Below are 16,619 nucleotides of genomic sequence, written 5' to 3'. Positions count from 1 at the left end.
CGTTTTACTCCTGGATAAGGTAACCTTACCCTTCAAAAATTACGACGATATTAAAAAGCCAGGCAGCGTATCCCGATAATATCTTCAGTTCGCTTATGTAGGCTTAAAGTTGCAGCTGTTGTTTCCTTCCATCTGAGCTCGCAGCCGACGCAGCGCTGGAGATTCCCCTCCAGTCAGTTCAATTCGAAACTCCGCAAAAGCATGCTCAAGCTCTGCGTATTGCTGCAACCCCTCCTCAGTGAACAGATAACGCCCAGGGATATCACGCCATTCCATAGGTTTGCGGATTTGACCGCGCTCGACCAAATCCATCAGTGGCGCCAGTTCCAGATCCAGTTTATCTGCAACGGGATCTTTTGCCCTTAATGCATCGATGGCTGTCCGTAGCTTCAGGCTCTTTTCCTTCAGTTCTTCGATATCCATAGGAGGCTCTAATTAACTGTGGCTCCGATCAACTCTGGTGTTTCATAGCCACCACGCTTAGGCGCGAGATATTGGATTGATGGACCGGGACTGAATACGTGCGAAAGGAAACACCTACGCGAGACTCGATGTCAACCCGGTTTTTTCCATCGAGGGATTTTTGCTCACGAAATCAACACCGTCTTCCGGATAATATGACACTTGCACTGCAATCGTTTCTCAAACGACAACCACCCGAACTGGGTGAAGCGATTCACCTTTTACAAATTATTTTCAATTAAAAATTGTATCCACAACCCTCTCGAAACCATTGAATTAACTGGGCTTCGGAACTTTCGCACAACCACATCCTACAAGTAGTGGCAAGCGGACATCATTGCAGCAAGTAACAAAAACAAGAAAAAATCCGCTACCAAGTGAACTTTTTCGTACGAAGTGTTGCCATACACGACGTTGCTGGCAACTCAATATCCATTTGCCAGCACCACACTCCAGTGATTGCTGGCAGTGTGATTTTTTTTTGATGTCACGCAGCAGTTACAACTCGCGAACAGGTGTTCAGGCGAGAAAATCAGTCACTCCGCAAGCATTCCCGTGTATATCCGGGTAGCGCTCGCGGAGTGCTCAAGGACGAAGTAGCAATGACCCAAACGTTTTTCGATGTTGAAGCATTGATCCAGCTGCGAAGCCAGACCCGGGCCATTTCTGACGCGCTCAAGGCGCAGGCCTCGGATTACCTGGCGACCCTGGCTTTGCTGATTCGTCCCCAGACGTTTTTCGGTGAATACCTGCAGGGCGCGCAACGCAGCAGCGGGCGCGAGACCCAGCATCATTTCAAGGAGCTCAAGGAGCTCTTCGACCGCATCGGCTCGGCCGCTCCGTTCCAGTTGGTCAATGAACTCGAAGTGCCCCTCAACCTGCTCAGTACCACCCCGCAATTGTTTGCGCTGGAGTACGACAAGGTACTGTCGCAAAGCGGCCAATCGATTCGCATCACCAGCCCCGTGCGCTGGGTGGTCGGGTTCGGTTCGTTCGACCTGGCGCGTTTTCGCACCGTCATCAAAGACCCCAATCGCAGCAGCGCCGAGCTGTACCGCTTCGTGGTGCATTACCTGGTGCTGTTCTACTGCCTGAGCAAGTCACCGGGCCTTGGCCGCTTGCTTGAAGGCTTGCGTTTTCCGGTCAGTTTCGAACGTTTGAAAGACTTCGGCGACCTGCCCTTTTGCGTCATCAGCTCGCCGGTTCGTTCGCAATTACCCGACGAGGCCGTGATTCGCAGCAGCACCCAGATCGCCGGCAACACCAGCTTCGAAGAGCTGGTGGGGCACGCAAACATCATGGAAATGAACGATGAAATTCGTCAGCGCCTGCTGCTGACGATCGAAGGAATGTAACGCGCTCGGCCAATCATTGAACCGACACGCAAACGACTTGCAGCTAATTGTTCGCACAGGAGATCACGATGGCGAAGAAGGAAAGTACCCAGCACAAACTCGACCGCATTCGCGCGCCTCGGGTCCATATCACCTATGACGTGGATATCGGTGACGCTCAGGAAAAGAAAGAGCTGCCCTTTGTCGTCGGTGTGCTGGGCGATTTCTCCGGTAACCCGCTGGAGCCGTTGCCGAAGCTCAAGGATCGCAAGTTCATTTTCATCGACCGCGACAACTTCAACGGCGTGCTCAAGGGCATCAAGCCACGCCTGACCTACCGCGTCGACAACACCCTGGCCAAGAACGGTACGCAGCTGGGTGTGGAGCTCAACTTCAACGCCCTCGAAGACTTCGAACCGCAGAACGTGGTCAAGCAGGTCGAACCACTGCGCAAGCTGCTGGAAGTGCGCAACAAGCTGGCGGATCTGCGCAACAAGATGGGCGGTAACGACAAGCTCGAAGAGCTGCTGATGGACGTGTTGCAGAACACCGAGAAGTTGAAAACCCTGGGCCAGGAATTCGGTCGCGAAGCCGCCGTCCCTGCCACTGACGGCAAAGCGTAGGAGCCTGACGATGAACGACAAGGAAACCGTGACTCAGCAGGACAGCACGCTGGTGGAAGTGGAAAACTTCACCGCGCAATCCTCGTTGCTCGACAGCATCATTTCCGAAAGCCGCGTGGCCCGCTCCGAAACCGAGCGCACTCGCACCCGCGACCTGATCGGTGAATTGGTCAACCAGATCCTGGAAGGCGAAATGACGCCGAGCAAGGACCTGATCGCCGTGCTCGATGCGCGCATCGCCGAGATCGACGCGATGCTCTCCGAGCAGATGAACGAGATCATGCACGCCGGTGAGTTCCAGCAGCTGGAAGCGTCCTGGCGCGGCCTGAAGTATCAGGTCGACCAGACCGAGACCAGCACCACACTGAAGATTAACCTGCTCAACGCCTCGAAAAAAGACCTGGTGCGCGACCTCAAGGCCGCCTCCGAATTTGACCAGAGCGCGCTGTTCAAGAAGATCTATGAAGAAGAATACGGCACCTTCGGCGGTGCACCGTTCGGCATGCTGCTGGGTGACTACGAGTTCAACCGCAGCCCGGAAGACATGTACCTGCTCGAAGAGATTTCCCACGTCGCCGCGGCCGCCCACGCGCCGTTCATTTCGGCGGCCTCGCCTGAGCTGTTCGGCTGGGACTCGTTTACCGACATGTCTGGCCCGCGGGACCTGGCGAAGATTTTCGACACCGTCGAATACGCCAAGTGGAAGTCGTTCCGCACCAGCGAAGACTCGCGTTATGTCGGCCTGACCCTGCCCCACGTGCTGGGGCGCCTGCCTTATGGCCCGGATACCACGCCGGTCGAGGAATTCAACTTCGTCGAAAGCGTCGATGGCCGCGACCACAACAAGTACCTGTGGATGAACGCCGCCTACGCGCTGGGCACCCGGGTCACCGATGCGTTCTCCCGCTACGGCTGGTGCGTGGCGATTCGTGGTGTCGAGGGTGGTGGCCTGGTGGAAGGTCTGCCGACCCACACGTTCAAGACCGATGACGGTGAAGTCGCCCTCAAGTGCCCGACCGAAATCGCCATCACCGACCGCCGCGAAAAAGAGCTGTCGGACCTCGGCTTCATTCCGCTGGTGCACTGCAAAGGCACCGACTACGCCGCGTTCTTCGGCACCCAGTCGGCGCAGAAGCAGAAGCAGTACAACACCGACATCGCCAACGCCAACGCCCGGCTTTCCGCGCAGTTGCAGTACATCTTCGCCACCTCGCGTATCGCCCACTACATGAAGGCGATCATGCGCGACAAGATCGGCAGCTTCGCTTCGCGCAAGGACGTCGAGCTGTTCCTCAACAAGTGGCTGTCGAGCTATGTGCTGCTGGACGACACCGCGAGCCAGGAAGCCAAGGCCAAGTTCCCGCTGCGCGAAGCCCGCGCCGAGGTGTTCGAGGTGCCGGGCAAGCCGGGGGTGTACAAGGCCGTGACCTACCTGCGCCCGCATTATCAACTGGACGAACTGACCGCCTCGTTGCGTCTGGTCGCCGAATTGCCGCAATCGACCCGCGGCTGACCGACCAAATTGCCAGGGAGGCAATATGACTCGTCAACACAAGCTGTTGCCATCACTGCTGGACCGATTGCTGGACGATCGTCCGCATCAATCCATCGAAGCGTCATCGCAGCGCTTGTGTTCGCTGGCCGATTACAAGGCCAGCATCGTTCGCGACCTGGAAATCCTGGTCAATACGCGCCAGTCCCTGGTCGCCAACGAGCTGAAAGGTTTCGTCAATCTGAGCGGCAGCATCCTCGACTACGGCATGCCGGATTTCACCAGTCGCAGCGTGCTTGATCCGGAGGATCGCCTGCTGATCCAGCGGCAACTGGAGAAGGCAATCACCGACGGCGACCGGCGCTTTCGCAGCGTCAAGGTGCAACTGCTCGCCCAACAGACCGGCCAACGCATGCTGACCTTTCGCGTAGACGCGGTCCTGCGCCTGCAAGACGTCACCCGTCAGGTCTCGTTCGACGCGGTGCTGCAGGTCAATACCCAGGAATACAAAGTGCAGAACCTCAACTGATGCTCGACGAACTGCTGCCCTATTACGAAAAGGAACTGTCGCACCTGCGCTTTTTGGGCCAGGAGTTCGCCAGCCAGTATCCGAAGATCGCTTCGCGGTTGCTCATCGAGGGCGATAACTGCGAAGACCCGCATACCGAGCGCTTGATCGAGGCCTTCTCGTTCCTGTCGGCGCGGGTGCATAAAAAGCTCGACGACGAGCTGCCGGAAATCGTCGAGTCGTTTCTCGAAGTGCTGTACCCGCATTACCTGCGCCCTACCCCGTCGATGTCGATCGTCGAGTTCAACCAACACAAGCAGGAAAAAGTTACCGAGGCATTCCATGTGCCCCGGCACACCGAACTCAGTGCCAACCCCATCGATGGCGTGGTGTGTAAATTCCGCACCTGCTACCCGGTCGATCTGTGGCCGGTGGCGGTGCAACAGGCCTCGTTCATCGAGATGGAACGCTCGGCGTTCAACGGCCACAGCGCTGATCTGGTCGCACGCTTGCGCATTGGTCTGGTGGCGACCTCCGACGTGATGTTCGGCAAGCTGGAACTGGACAGCCTGCGGTTCTTCCTCGACGGCGAAAGCACCTTGATGCTGCAACTGTACGAGTTGCTGTTCAACAACCTGGCCAAGGCCACGCTGACTTTCGAAGATCAGGGACGTACCCGCGAAGTCGTCTTGCCGGCCGACGCCTTGAAAGCCGTCGGCTACCGCCTGGACGAAGGCCTTGTGGACTACTCCGAGCGCTCGTTCCTCGGCTACCGCCTGCTGCACGAGTACTTCACCTTCCCGGACAAGTTCATGTTCTTCGACCTGTCGGGCTTCGCTCGCATTCTGGCGGGCAAGGAGATCGAGAAAGTCGAGGTCAACTTCTACTTTTCCGACTACGACCTGAACGATCGCCTGGCGCGCCTGACGCAAAACATCGGGCGCAATAACTTCAAGCTCAACTGCGCGCCGATCATCAACCTGTTCCGCCAGCAGGCCGAGCCGATCAAGTTGACCCACGCCCAGCACGAGTACGCGGTGACGCCGCCTTTGCGCCTGCAAGGCTCGGGCGAAGTGGTGTCGATCGATCGTGTGCAGCGCGTGCGCAAAGTCGACGGTATCGATCAGGTCGGCACCTGCCATCCATTTTTTGAACCCCGTGGCGACCAGGGTCCCGGGCAAAGTTTCTGGATTGCCCGGCGCCGTGCGCTACACAGCGGCCAGCGCGATGGCTCGAACGTGTTCATCCGGGTGGTGGATCGCGAGCTTGGGCTGATGAACGCCAACAACGATGCCTTGAGCCTCAGCCTGACCTGCAGCAACGGTGACCTGCCCCTGCAGTTGCCTTTTGGTGGTGAGCGTGGCGAATTCAGTATTCAGGGCAACACGGTTATCAAGGATATCCGCTGCCTGCGCAAGCCCACCGCCACCGCCCGCGTGCCCTTGGGCAACGGGGTGATCTGGCGGCTGATTTCGCACCTGTCGCTCAACCACATGTCGCTGGTGTCCCGTGGTCGCGAAGTGCTGCTGGAACTGTTGTCGCTCTACAACTACCGCAACGTGTCGGCGATCCGCAAACAGATCAACGGCATCGTCTCGGTGAGCAGCACACCAGTGGTTGCACGCATCGGTCACCCGCGGCCGAACTTCGTGCGCGGCGTCGGCATCACCCTCAACTTCGATGAAAGCCAATACACCGGCAGCGGTGTGTTTTTGTTCGGCATGGTGCTCGATCACTTCTTTGGTCAGTACTGCTCCATGAACAGCTTTACCCAATTAACCCTTCGCACCTTGCAGCGCGAAAAGAGAGTCGTCCAATGGCCACCGCGAACCGGCGATCAACCCCTGGTCTGATCGACCAGGCAAGGGCTGAGCCGTACCGATTCGAGTTTTTCCAATTGGTGCGCTTGCTTCGCCTGCATTACAGCAGAACCGGGCGCATGGACCTGCAAACCCGACCCCACGAAGACCCTCTGCGTTTTCGCTCGCAGCTGTCGCTCAACTTCCCGGCCAGTGAAGTCAGCGATTTGCAGTTCGAGCGTGAAGGCAGGGTGTCCGTGGCGGGCCTGCCGCTGTCCGAGGTGCAAGTCACGTTCATGGGGTTGGTCGGGCCGTCGGGTGTGTTGCCGCGCCCGTACACCGAGCTGTTGATCGAGCGGCACATCCAGTACCGGGATGACGCGGCCCACGCGTTCCTCGACATTTTTTCGCACCGCATGACCACGCTGTTCTACGAGGCCTGGCAAAAGTACAAGTTCTACATCGAGTACGAACGCAACGGCAGCTCGGATTTCGATTGCTACCTGCTCAACCTGGTGGGTTTCGGGCCCGAGGCGCAGAAGCAGAAATTCGACAAACAAGGCTCGCCCCTGCGCCGGGAATTGTTCAGCTATTTCTGCGGCCTGTTCGCGCAGAAGCCGCGCAACGCGTTGAACCTGGAGGCGATGCTGTCTTTCTATTTTTCGCTGCCGTTCAAGGTCAAGCCGTTTGCCGGTCGCTGGCTGAAACTCGATGCCAGCCAGTGCACGCAGCTGGGGCGCAAGAACGCCGTGCTCGGGCAAAGCGCTGTCGCCGGCAACCGGGTCTGGGACTACCAGTCGTGCGTGCGCATCGAATTGGGCCCACTGGCACTGGCCGACTATCAACGCTTCCAGCCAGGCACCGAGGACTACCAGAAACTGGTGGAACTGGTGCGTTTCTATGTGGGTGCGGAACTGGACTTTCAGTTGGCACCCAAGCTCAAACCCAAGGCCGTACCGGTCGCCCGTCTGGGCAACGTATCCCTGGGCCGGCTTGGCTGGCTCAAGCGACCCGGCGTCGACGTTGAACCTTCCCGCTGCGCCCTCTACCACATTCCTTTTGATGGGGTCTCCCTGTGAACCTGAAGTCCCTGTTCGCCAAGCTCAACGACACCAGCCGTACCGCCACCGAAAGCGCCGCTGCGCTGTGCCTGTCGGAACACCACTACGATGTCGAAATCGAGCACCTGTTGTTGCAGTTACTCGATGCCCATGACAACGACCTGCCGGCCATCCTGCGTCATTACGACGTGGTGCCTGAGCGTTTGCAGGCGCAATTGGTGACGGCACTGGGGACCTTCAAGAAAGGCAATACGCGCACCCCGGCGCTGTCGCCGCACCTGACCCGCCTGATCGAACAGGCATGGGTGCTGGCCTCCATCGAGTTCGGCCAGACGCAGATCCGCACCGGCCATCTGTTGCAAGCCTTGCTCGATGACGATGAGCTGCGCCGGGTGGTGATCGCGGGTGCGGCTGAGCTTGAGAAAATCAACGCCGACGATTTGCGCGTGAACCTCAATGCGTTGGTGGAAGGCAGCGCCGAATCGGCCCTGGCCAAATCGCCGAGCGACATCGCCAGCACGATCAAGGGCAACGGCAAAACCCCGGCCCTCGACCAATACACCATCAACCTCACGCAAAGCGCACGCGAAGGCCGGATCGACCCGGTGCTCGGTCGCGAGTTCGAGGTGCGGCAGATGGTCGACATCCTCACCCGCCGCCGCCAGAACAACCCGATCCTCACCGGTGAAGCCGGCGTCGGCAAGACCGCCGTGGTCGAAGGCCTGGCCCTGCGCATCATCCAGGGTGACGTGCCGTCAGTGCTCAAGGGCGTGGCCATCCACACCCTGGACCTGGGCTTGTTGCAGGCCGGTGCCGGTGTGAAAGGTGAATTCGAGAACCGCCTCAAGTCGGTGATCGAAGAAACCAAGCGCAGCCTGCACCCAATCATTCTGTTCATCGACGAAGCGCACACCCTGATCGGTTCGGGCGGCCAGGCCGGGCAGAACGATGCCGCCAACCTGCTCAAGCCAGCCCTGGCTCGCGGCGAACTGCGCACCATCGCGGCGACCACTTGGGCCGAATACAAGAAGTACTTCGAGAAGGATGCCGCCCTCGCCCGCCGCTTCCAGGTGGTGAAAGTCGAAGAGCCGGACGAAGACAAGGCGATCCACATGCTGCGCGGCCTGCTGGCCAAGATGCAGGAACATCACAAGGTCACGGTGATGGACGAGGCGCTGGTGCAGGCCGTGCGCCTGTCCAATCGCTACATCACCGGGCGCCAACTGCCGGACAAGGCCGTCAGCGTGCTGGACACCGCCTGCGCCCGGGTCGCCCTGGGCCAATCGGCCCAGCCGGGGCCGCTGGAAGACTGCAAGCGCCAGATCGACAACCTGCAGGCGGAAATCTCGGTATTGCAGCAGGAAGCCGCCAAAGGCAGCGACCATGCCCGACGCCTGGCCACCCTCGATACCGAGCTGCTGAGCGAACAGCAGACCCGCGATGCCCTCGAACAACAGTGGCAACGCGAGCTGCAACTGGTGGAGCAACTCGGCGCACTCAGTCACCCCGAGAATCAGCCAGCGGATGCCCGGGAGATGGCCGCGGTGCGCGCCGAACTGGCCAGCGTCCAGGGTGAACAACCGCTGGTGCATGCCTTGGTGGATGGCGGCACCATCGGCGAAGTGATCTCCGGCTGGACCGGCATCCCGCTGGGCAAGATGCTGCGCGACGAAATCGACACCGTGCAGCGCCTGCCGGCCCTGCTGGGCGAACGGGTACTCGGCCAGGACCACGCACTCCACGAAATCGGCAAGCGCATCAAGATTTCCCGCGCCCGCATGGAAGACCCGAACAAACCCATCGGCGTGTTCCTGTTGCTCGGCCCGAGCGGCGTCGGCAAGACCGAAACCGCCCTGGCACTGGCCGACACCCTGTATGGCGGCGAGCGTAACCTCATCACCATCAACATGTCCGAGTACCAGGAAGCCCACACCGTTTCCAGCCTCAAGGGTTCGCCGCCGGGTTACGTCGGCTATGGCGAGGGCGGCGTGCTGACCGAAGCGGTGCGACGCAAGCCGTACAGCGTGGTGCTGCTCGATGAAGTGGAAAAGGCCCACCCGGACGTGCTCGAACTGTTTTTCCAGGTGTTCGACAAAGGCGTGCTGGATGACGGCGAAGGTCGCGAGATCAACTTCCGCAATACCGTGATCATCCTCACGTCCAACACCGGGACCGAGCGCATCATGCAGTGGTGCCTCAATGCACAGCCGCAACCGACGCCGGAAGAAATCGTCGAAGGGCTGCGCGACGAGTTGAACCAGGTGTTCAAACCCGCTTTCCTCGGCCGCCTGACCATCGTCCCGTATTACCCGGTCAAGGACGCGATCCTGGAGCGCATCGTCGCGCTCAAGCTTGCGCGCATTCGCCAGCGTTTCGAGCGCAATCATCAGGCTGTCCTCAACTATGACGAGGCGCTGATCAAGGCCATTGCCTCGCGCTGCACCGAGGTGGACAGCGGCGCGCGCAACATCGACAACATCTTGTCCCAGACCCTGATGCCGGAACTGGCGCAACGGGTACTGGAGCGCATGGCGCAGGACAAACCGATTCAGAGTTTGAACATCGAGTTGGGCAGCGACGGCGATTTCGCCTATCGCCTGCACTGATCGGGCATCTACAGGTAGTGGTCATGGACAATAGATATTCAGGGAAGCGTTGCGAAAAAACAGCGTTGGCCAAATGCCTTGCGGCGCTGGCGATGATGGCGGTACTGAGCGCCTGTGGCGTCACCGACCGGGTCGGCAAGCGGGTCGACGATACGTGGGCCGGCGACATGCTGTTCGACGATAACGAGAAGGTCATCCTGACGTCCGACGGTGGCAATCAACTCAACCCCGATGCGTCCGGCAAGCCGCTTTCGGTGGTGCTTCGCGTGTACCAGCTGACATCGCTGGAGCGCTTTGCCTCTGTGGATGCCGACTCGCTGTGGGAAGACCCGCAAAAGGCCCTCGGCAATACCCTGATCGAAAACCGCGAAATCACCTTGTTGCCGGGGATGGGGCAAGTCGACAAGTGGCCGTTGAGCAAGGCAGCCGGCTATGTCGGCGTCGCGGCTTTTTTCCGCACCGACGAGCACAGCCAATGGAAGGTCGCGTTTGACGCCAATTCGTTGCGCAAGGAAGGCATCTGGTTCTCCTCCGACGGCCTGCGGGTGCTGGTGGATAACAACACCGTATCCGCCGTCAGTGGCGTCGACGTGCTGAACAAGCCCAAGACCCAGGAGCAGCTCGCCAAAGCCGCCACCTCGCCCGAGCAGCCAACGCTGCCCCTTCGGGTACAGGACGCTGTGATTGAAAAAGCCCAGGACAAGGCGGCGGGCTCCGCGCAAAAAGCCGTGGACTCGAAATTGAATTCATTATTGGAAGGCGCTCAATGAGTAAGCAAAGCCGGGTGATGTGGTCCGAAGGCATGTTCCTTTTGCCACAACATTTCCAGTATCAGGATGAGTTCCACCAGCACCAATTGGCGCAGGCGACCCTGCGCAGCACGCCCTTTCACTGGGGCGTGCAGTTGCTCGAGGTGGACGAGGAAGCCCTTGCCAGCGGCTCCCTGCAGCTGAAACGCCTGAAACTGGTGTTTCCCGACGGCAGTCTGTTCGACGCGCCGCAGCACGACCCGCTGCCGGCAGCCCGTGACTTGAAGGACTTGCTCAAGGGTAACGACCTCAAGGTCTACGCCGCGCTGAAACTGCCTGAGCCCTTCGGCCTGAACTATGTCGAAGACGGCCAGGAGCAGAAGACCGGTCGGCGCTATCGCAAGCAGTTCGACACCTTGCCGGACCTCAACGAAGGCGACCTGGAAAATGAAATCACCAGCCTGCGCCTGAACGTGGTGATGCTGATCGACGGCGACAATCTCGATGGCTACACCTGGTGCCCGATTGCCCGGCTGTCGCGCAACAACATTGGCGGGTTCAATCTCGACGGGCATTTCGTGCACCCGACGCTGCACCTGGGTACCCATGACACCCTGATCGGGCTGGGCAAGCATTTGCTCGGTGCCTTGCAAGCGAAAAGCAATGCGCTGTCGGGCCGTCGTCGCGAGCGCGCGGACCAGATTGCCGAGTTCGGTTCGAGCGACGTGACCCTGTTCTGGCTGTTGAACACGGTGAACCGTGCCCACCCGGCCCTGGCGCACTTGCTCGCGCATCCACGCTTGCATCCCGAGCGCTTGTATCTGTTCCTGGCCGAACTTGCCGGCGGCTTGCTGACGTTTTCGCTGGACACCCAGCTCAGCAACATCCCCGAGTACGACCACCACGACCCGGCGGCGTCGCTGGTCAAGCTCGACGAAATGATTCGCGTGCTGCTCGACAACGTGGTGCCGAACCAGTGTGTGGTGATCGACCTGATCCAGACCAAGCCTTCGTACTGGCAAGGGCAGTTGAAAGACCCACGGCTGACGGAGGCGGATTTCTACCTCTGCGTGCACGCCGACATGCCGGGCGCGAGCCTGCTGGAACTGGTACCACGGGCGTTCAAGGTCGGCTCGCCGGAAGACATCGAAGTGGTGGTCAACAGCGCCATGCCGGGCGTGACGCTCAATCATGCGACCCGCCTGCCCAATGCGATTGCGGTGCGACTGGACAATCACTACTTCTCCATCGAACCCCATGGCCGGGTGTACGAGCGGATGATGAGTGCCCAGGCCATCTCTTTCTATGCGCCCAGCGCGTTCACCAACCTCAAGCTTGAACTGATGGCGGTACTCAAATGACCGAAGCTGTACTGCAAGGCGCCGCTGCGGCCGCCCGTGAAAAACCGACGCTCAAAGACCTCGTGCAAGACTTCATCAGCATGGCGCTGATCGTGCGCAAGGGGCGCCGGGTGAAGTCAGTCAGCGCCTTCGAGGCGAGCGTCGACACCTTCTTCAAGACGCTGGAACTCGCTGCCCGAGCCGCCAACTACAGCGTTGAACAGGTCAAAGACACCCAGTACGCCCTGTGTGCGTTCCTCGATGAAAGCGTGTTGCGCTCCGGAGACAACGAACTGCGTCAGCAATTTGAATTGCATCCCTTGCAGTTCCGCCACTTCGGCGGACTTCTGGCCGGCAAAGGCTTCTTCGAAAAGATCGACGCACTGCGTGGCGACGTCAAACAGAACCTCGATGTGCTCGAGGTTTACCACCTGTGCCTGGCCTTGGGATTCGAAGGCAAGTTCAGCCAAGGGCAAAAGGATCAGTTGCGTTACCTGGCCAACACCCTGGGCCAGGACATCGCGCGCTTTCGCAAGACACCCAAGGCGCTCTCGCCCGACTGGGCGCTGCCTGAACAAGTCTCGCAGATGCTGCGCCATGAAGTCCCCCTTTGGCTCTACCTGGCGCTGATCGCGCTGGTCTGCACGGGTGTCTACCTGACGCTGGACTGGCTGCTGACCAAGGATGTAGCCGCGTTGTCCGAACAAATCAGCCAGCTGTTCAGTGCCTGAAAACAGGTCAGGTAACCGAGTCAGGAAGACATGAAGACATTATTGCGCTCATTGAAAAGTTTTAAGTTCCTCGTTGCCGTCCTGTGGCTGGCCAGCCTGGCGGCTTGCTGGTTCGTGGCGCCGCGCCTGGGTTGGCTGCGCGACTATGCGCTGGAGGCGATGGCGATCGTCAGCGCCTTCTACCTGCTGATCATTGTGCTGCGTCAGTACGAGCGCATCCGCACCGAACACAACCTTGAAAACCTGGTGCACAAAGAAGTCGACCGCTCGCTCAACGCCACCGGTGAGTTCCGTGATCAGCAAGTGCTGCGCGAACGCCTCAAGCACGCCGTCGCCATGCTGCGCACCGACCGCTCGGCCGGTGGCGGCGGTTCGTCGGCGCTTTATGATTTGCCGTGGTATCTGGTAATCGGCATGTCCGCAGCGGGCAAGACCTCGTTGCTGACCCGCTCGGGCCTGTCCGCGAGCATTGCCAGCAGCGCCAACGACACCGAAAGCGGCACCCAGCATTGTGATTGGTATTTCAGCCCCGAGGCCGTGATGATCGACACGGCCGGCCGTTACCTGCGCGACGACCCGTCGGCGAGCGAATTCGCCGCCTTCCTGCGCTTGCTGAAAAAGCAGCGCAGCAAGGCCGCCGTCAACGGTCTGGTGTTGGTGGTAAGCCTGCCTGAACTGCTGGCATTCAGTGCGGCCGAGCGCAACCAACTCGCGGCACAACTGGTCTCGCGCATCGAGGAATACAACGACTGCCTGGACGCCAGTCCGCCGATCTACCTGATGCTGAGCAAGACCGATCAACTGCCGGGCTTCAGCCAGGCGTTTGAAGGCCTGGACCTTAACGAACGCCAGCAGCCGCTGGGCATGACTTTCGGGTTGTCCGAGATCCGCAACCAGGGCCTGCGCCCGGTGCTGGATGCCAAGCTGGCCAACCTGCACAGCCATATCCGTCGTCACGTCGACGCCCAGATGATTGCGCTGGGTGCCGATGCCAACAGCACCCTGCTGAACTTCCCGAATTATTTCGCCGCGCTTTCCGGGGTGCTGGAGCAGTTTCTCCAGCACTTCGCCGAGACCCGTCGCAGCAGTACGCCACTGTTGCTGCGCGGAATCTATTTCACCAGCGCCTTGCAGACCGACCAGCAACTGAGCCAGGTGTATGAAGACGACCTCGCCGAGTCGTTCGCCCTGCAAGCGGAACATGAGCAAACGGAGCCAAGCACCGGCAAGAAAATCAGCGACCGCAGCTACTTCATCACCGATACGTTCCGCCGGGTGATCTTCCCGGACCGGGACCTGACCCTCTATCAGTCGCGCCTTGGCAAGAACCGCTCCGCCAGCCCTGCCCTGCTGGGCCTGGCGGTACTGGCCGGGGTTGCGTTCATTGGCTGGCAAGCCCTGTCGTTCCAGAACAACCGTCAGTGGCTGGCCACATTGCGCGAGCAACTGAGCGAACTGCAACAGTCCCCGGACCAGGCCGGCTTACTCGCCTCGGGCCAAGGCCTGGAGCTGCTGCGCGAGCAACTCTCGGCCATCGAGAAGCACCGTGCCAAAGGTGTACCGCTGCAACTGGGCGCAGGCCTCTATCGTGGTGACGATATCTACCGCGTCGCGCAGACCGCCTACTTGCAGCAATTGCGCACCCAGGCGCTGGAACCTGTCAGCGTGCAACTGCAATTGCAGATGCGCGCCTTCAATGAGTTCGCCAAGACCATGGATGCGCAGAATGCGCCTGCGCCAAACAAAGCCGACTCAGCCAAGACGCGCGCGTCGGGGCAGAAACTGCCGATCCGCTTGAACAACCTGCCACGCAGTAGCGCTGATGCGGCCAGTCGCCTGACCGGTGCTGCCAAGGGTGCCGCCAACAAGGCACGGGGCGAGGCGCTGAGCGCATTGCGCAACCCTGCCACTGCGGGCGATGCCGCTGATTTGTCGGCGACCACCGGCGGGCTGTCGTTGTCCGAGGAAATGCTCGGCCGGCTGGATGAGCGGCAAGTCGCGTCCATCATCGAGTCCTATAACGCGCTGAAGCTCTACCTGATCCTCACGAAACCGGGCACCCATCCCGACCCGGAGTTCGTCGGCGCCACGCTACCCGTGGCCTGGGCCAATACCGCCAGTGCCGACAATCCTGTCAGCGCCGAGGTGATTGCAGACAACGCGCCGGTCTACGTGCAATTGCTCAAGAATGGCCAGGCGCCGTCCTTGTCGCGTAACGAGCAGCTCATCAGCGAAACCCGCAACAGCCTCAAGTCCTTCATGATTTCCAGCTCGCTGGTAGACCGCGAATACCTGCGCCTGCAACTGGAATCCAGCCGTCAGTTCCCGGCCGTTGCCTTGAGCGACCTGGTGCCGATGCCCGGTCGCCAGTTGCTGTACGGCAGCGAGGCCGTCCCGGCGATTTTCACCCGACAGGGCTGGGAACAGTTCGTCAAGCCTGAACTGATCAAGCTGGTGTCGGGCAACCTGCAAAACGAATCGGACTGGGTGCTCGATGGCGAAGGCGGCGACAGCATCGTGCAGAAAGCCAATTTCATCCGTGAGTTCATGGCGCGCTACAAGCGTGACTACACCCAGGCCTGGTACACCTTCATCGACAGCGTTGGCGTTCGGCATTTCACTGACATGGCCAATGCCACCCAGCAACTGTCGCTGCTCAGCGACGTGCAGAACTCGCCGGTGAAGATTCTCCTGACGGCGGTCAACGACAACACCCAATGGGATGTCCCTGTCCCCCGGGAAACCCTGCAAGCGGGCATCAAGCCCGATGATGGATTCTGGAGCCGCGTCACCGGGATCTTCGACGGAAACAACGCATCGCCTGGCGCGCTGATTTCGCCATTGCCAGCGGTCGACGACGGCAGCCTGGCGAAGCGCTTCGAACCTGTGTCGCGGGTGTTCGCGGTGCAGAACGCCGAAGGCGCCGACAGCACGATCATGGACCGCTACCTCGCGGCCCTGCGCAAACTAAAGGTGCGGATGAACAATATCCAGCGCTCTCAGGACGTTGGCAAGAGCAGCAAGCAGCTGATCAGCGAAACCCTTGAAGGGTCGCCAAGCGAAGTGACCAGCGTGCGCAACTATGTCGAGACCACCGTCGACACCAGCCAGGGTAGCTTGTCCGCTTCGTTGCAGGGTCTGTTCAGTTCGCCGATCCAGTTTGCCTGGGAAACCCTGCGCGACCCGGCCGGCCAACAGATTGCCAAGGCCTGGGCACAGCAGATCGCCAAGCCCTGGGAGCAGGTCATGGCGCACCGTTACCCGATCGCGCCTGGCAGCCGCAACGAAGCCTCGGTCAAGGATCTGCAGCGTTTCGTCGACCCCGAATCCGGGCTGCTGCCGAACTTCAAGCGCAACGAAATCGGCAACCTGTCCGGTGGCGAAGGCCTGGGGATGAGCAGCAACAGCAAGGCAACCCCGCTGGTCAACCCGAACATGGTCAACAGCATCGACAAGGCCAGCTCGCTGGGCCAGGTGATCGCCAGCCTGTCGGACCGCGACAACGGCTTCGAGATCATGCTCGAACCTTCCGCCAACCTGACCGACATCATCTTCACCCTTGATGGCCAGGTGCAGCACTACCGCAACGGCCGGACCAGCTGGAGCCGCTTCTCGTGGCCGGGCACGACCACCACGCCGGGCGCACGCCTGGATGTGGTGACCCTGAGCGGCGAACGCATCACTGTGTTCGACTACCCGGGCCGTTGGGGCCTGCTGCGCATGAACGACAGCGCACGGGTCAGCGATCTGGACGGCATCCAGCAACGCTTCAGCTGGAACACCAGCAGTGGCCCGGTCAGCCTCGCCGTACGCAACTACGGCGGCGTCAAGTTGACCGACCTGGCCAACGTCAAGGCGTTGGGCGCGCTCAATGGCGCAGAGGCTCGCCCGCTGTGAGCAAACGGAACCTGAAC

The 16,619-nt window shown here is 60.3% G+C and carries 12 protein-coding genes; 11 read left to right on the top strand and 1 reads right to left on the bottom strand.

Annotation, left to right across the window (positions count from 1 at the left end):
* Window positions 1–93: 93 nt before the first annotated feature.
* Entirely contained in the window at window positions 94–423 is a 330-nt protein-coding gene (locus tag KW839_RS06715) for a hypothetical protein (protein ID WP_218423791.1), read from the bottom strand.
* A gap of 641 nt (window positions 424–1,064) precedes the next feature.
* Here KW839_RS06715 and KW839_RS06710 point away from each other — a divergent pair.
* From KW839_RS06710 to KW839_RS06660, 11 genes are all read left to right on the top strand, one after another.
* The gene (locus KW839_RS06710; protein ID WP_218423790.1) at window positions 1,065–1,817 is read left to right on the top strand and encodes a hypothetical protein; all 753 of its coding nucleotides are present in this window, start codon (window positions 1,065–1,067) and stop codon (window positions 1,815–1,817) included.
* Window positions 1,818–1,885: 68 nt separating this feature from the next.
* A complete protein-coding gene (gene tssB, locus KW839_RS06705) occupies window positions 1,886–2,419 on the top strand; it encodes a type VI secretion system contractile sheath small subunit (protein WP_218423789.1) in 534 nt (177 codons plus the stop codon).
* A gap of 10 nt (window positions 2,420–2,429) precedes the next feature.
* A complete protein-coding gene (gene tssC / locus KW839_RS06700; RefSeq protein WP_218423788.1) occupies window positions 2,430–3,932 on the top strand; it encodes a type VI secretion system contractile sheath large subunit in 1,503 nt (500 codons plus the stop codon).
* A gap of 25 nt (window positions 3,933–3,957) precedes the next feature.
* Window positions 3,958–4,440: a type VI secretion system baseplate subunit TssE gene (gene tssE, locus KW839_RS06695; protein ID WP_218423787.1), complete on the top strand. Its 483-nt coding sequence runs from the start codon at window positions 3,958–3,960 to the stop codon at window positions 4,438–4,440.
* On the top strand, window positions 4,440–6,272 hold the full coding sequence (gene tssF, locus KW839_RS06690) for a type VI secretion system baseplate subunit TssF (protein ID WP_218423786.1): 1,833 nt from the start codon (window positions 4,440–4,442) through the stop codon (window positions 6,270–6,272). The genes tssE and tssF overlap by 1 nt, the downstream gene beginning before the upstream one ends.
* Window positions 6,236–7,297, top strand: a complete 1,062-nt coding sequence (gene tssG / locus KW839_RS06685; RefSeq protein WP_218423785.1) for a type VI secretion system baseplate subunit TssG — start codon at window positions 6,236–6,238, stop codon at window positions 7,295–7,297. Before tssF ends, tssG begins: the two co-directional genes overlap by 37 nt.
* Window positions 7,294–9,885 (top strand): type VI secretion system ATPase TssH, encoded by a 2,592-nt coding sequence (tssH, locus tag KW839_RS06680; protein WP_218423784.1) that lies wholly within the window; start codon window positions 7,294–7,296, stop codon window positions 9,883–9,885. Before tssG ends, tssH begins: the two co-directional genes overlap by 4 nt.
* Window positions 9,886–9,908: 23 nt before the next feature.
* Complete coding sequence (gene tssJ / locus KW839_RS06675; protein WP_218423783.1) at window positions 9,909–10,655, top strand: type VI secretion system lipoprotein TssJ; 747 nt, start codon at window positions 9,909–9,911, stop codon at window positions 10,653–10,655.
* Window positions 10,652–11,995, top strand: coding sequence for a type VI secretion system baseplate subunit TssK (gene tssK / locus KW839_RS06670; protein ID WP_218423782.1), 1,344 nt, complete (start codon window positions 10,652–10,654; stop codon window positions 11,993–11,995). Before tssJ ends, tssK begins: the two co-directional genes overlap by 4 nt.
* A complete protein-coding gene (gene icmH / locus KW839_RS06665; RefSeq protein ID WP_218423781.1) occupies window positions 11,992–12,705 on the top strand; it encodes a type IVB secretion system protein IcmH/DotU in 714 nt (237 codons plus the stop codon). Before tssK ends, icmH begins: the two co-directional genes overlap by 4 nt.
* 30 nt (window positions 12,706–12,735) lie before the next feature.
* Complete coding sequence (locus tag KW839_RS06660; protein ID WP_218423780.1) at window positions 12,736–16,602, top strand: type VI secretion protein IcmF/TssM N-terminal domain-containing protein; 3,867 nt, start codon at window positions 12,736–12,738, stop codon at window positions 16,600–16,602.
* Window positions 16,603–16,619 lie beyond the last annotated feature (17 nt).

The sequence above is a fragment of the Pseudomonas sp. PDM31 genome (genome assembly GCF_019218965.1).
Taxonomy (GTDB): Bacteria; Pseudomonadota; Gammaproteobacteria; order Pseudomonadales; family Pseudomonadaceae; genus Aquipseudomonas.
Note: the sequence above shows the minus strand (reverse complement) of the source record. Positions and strands in the feature narration are given on the sequence as shown.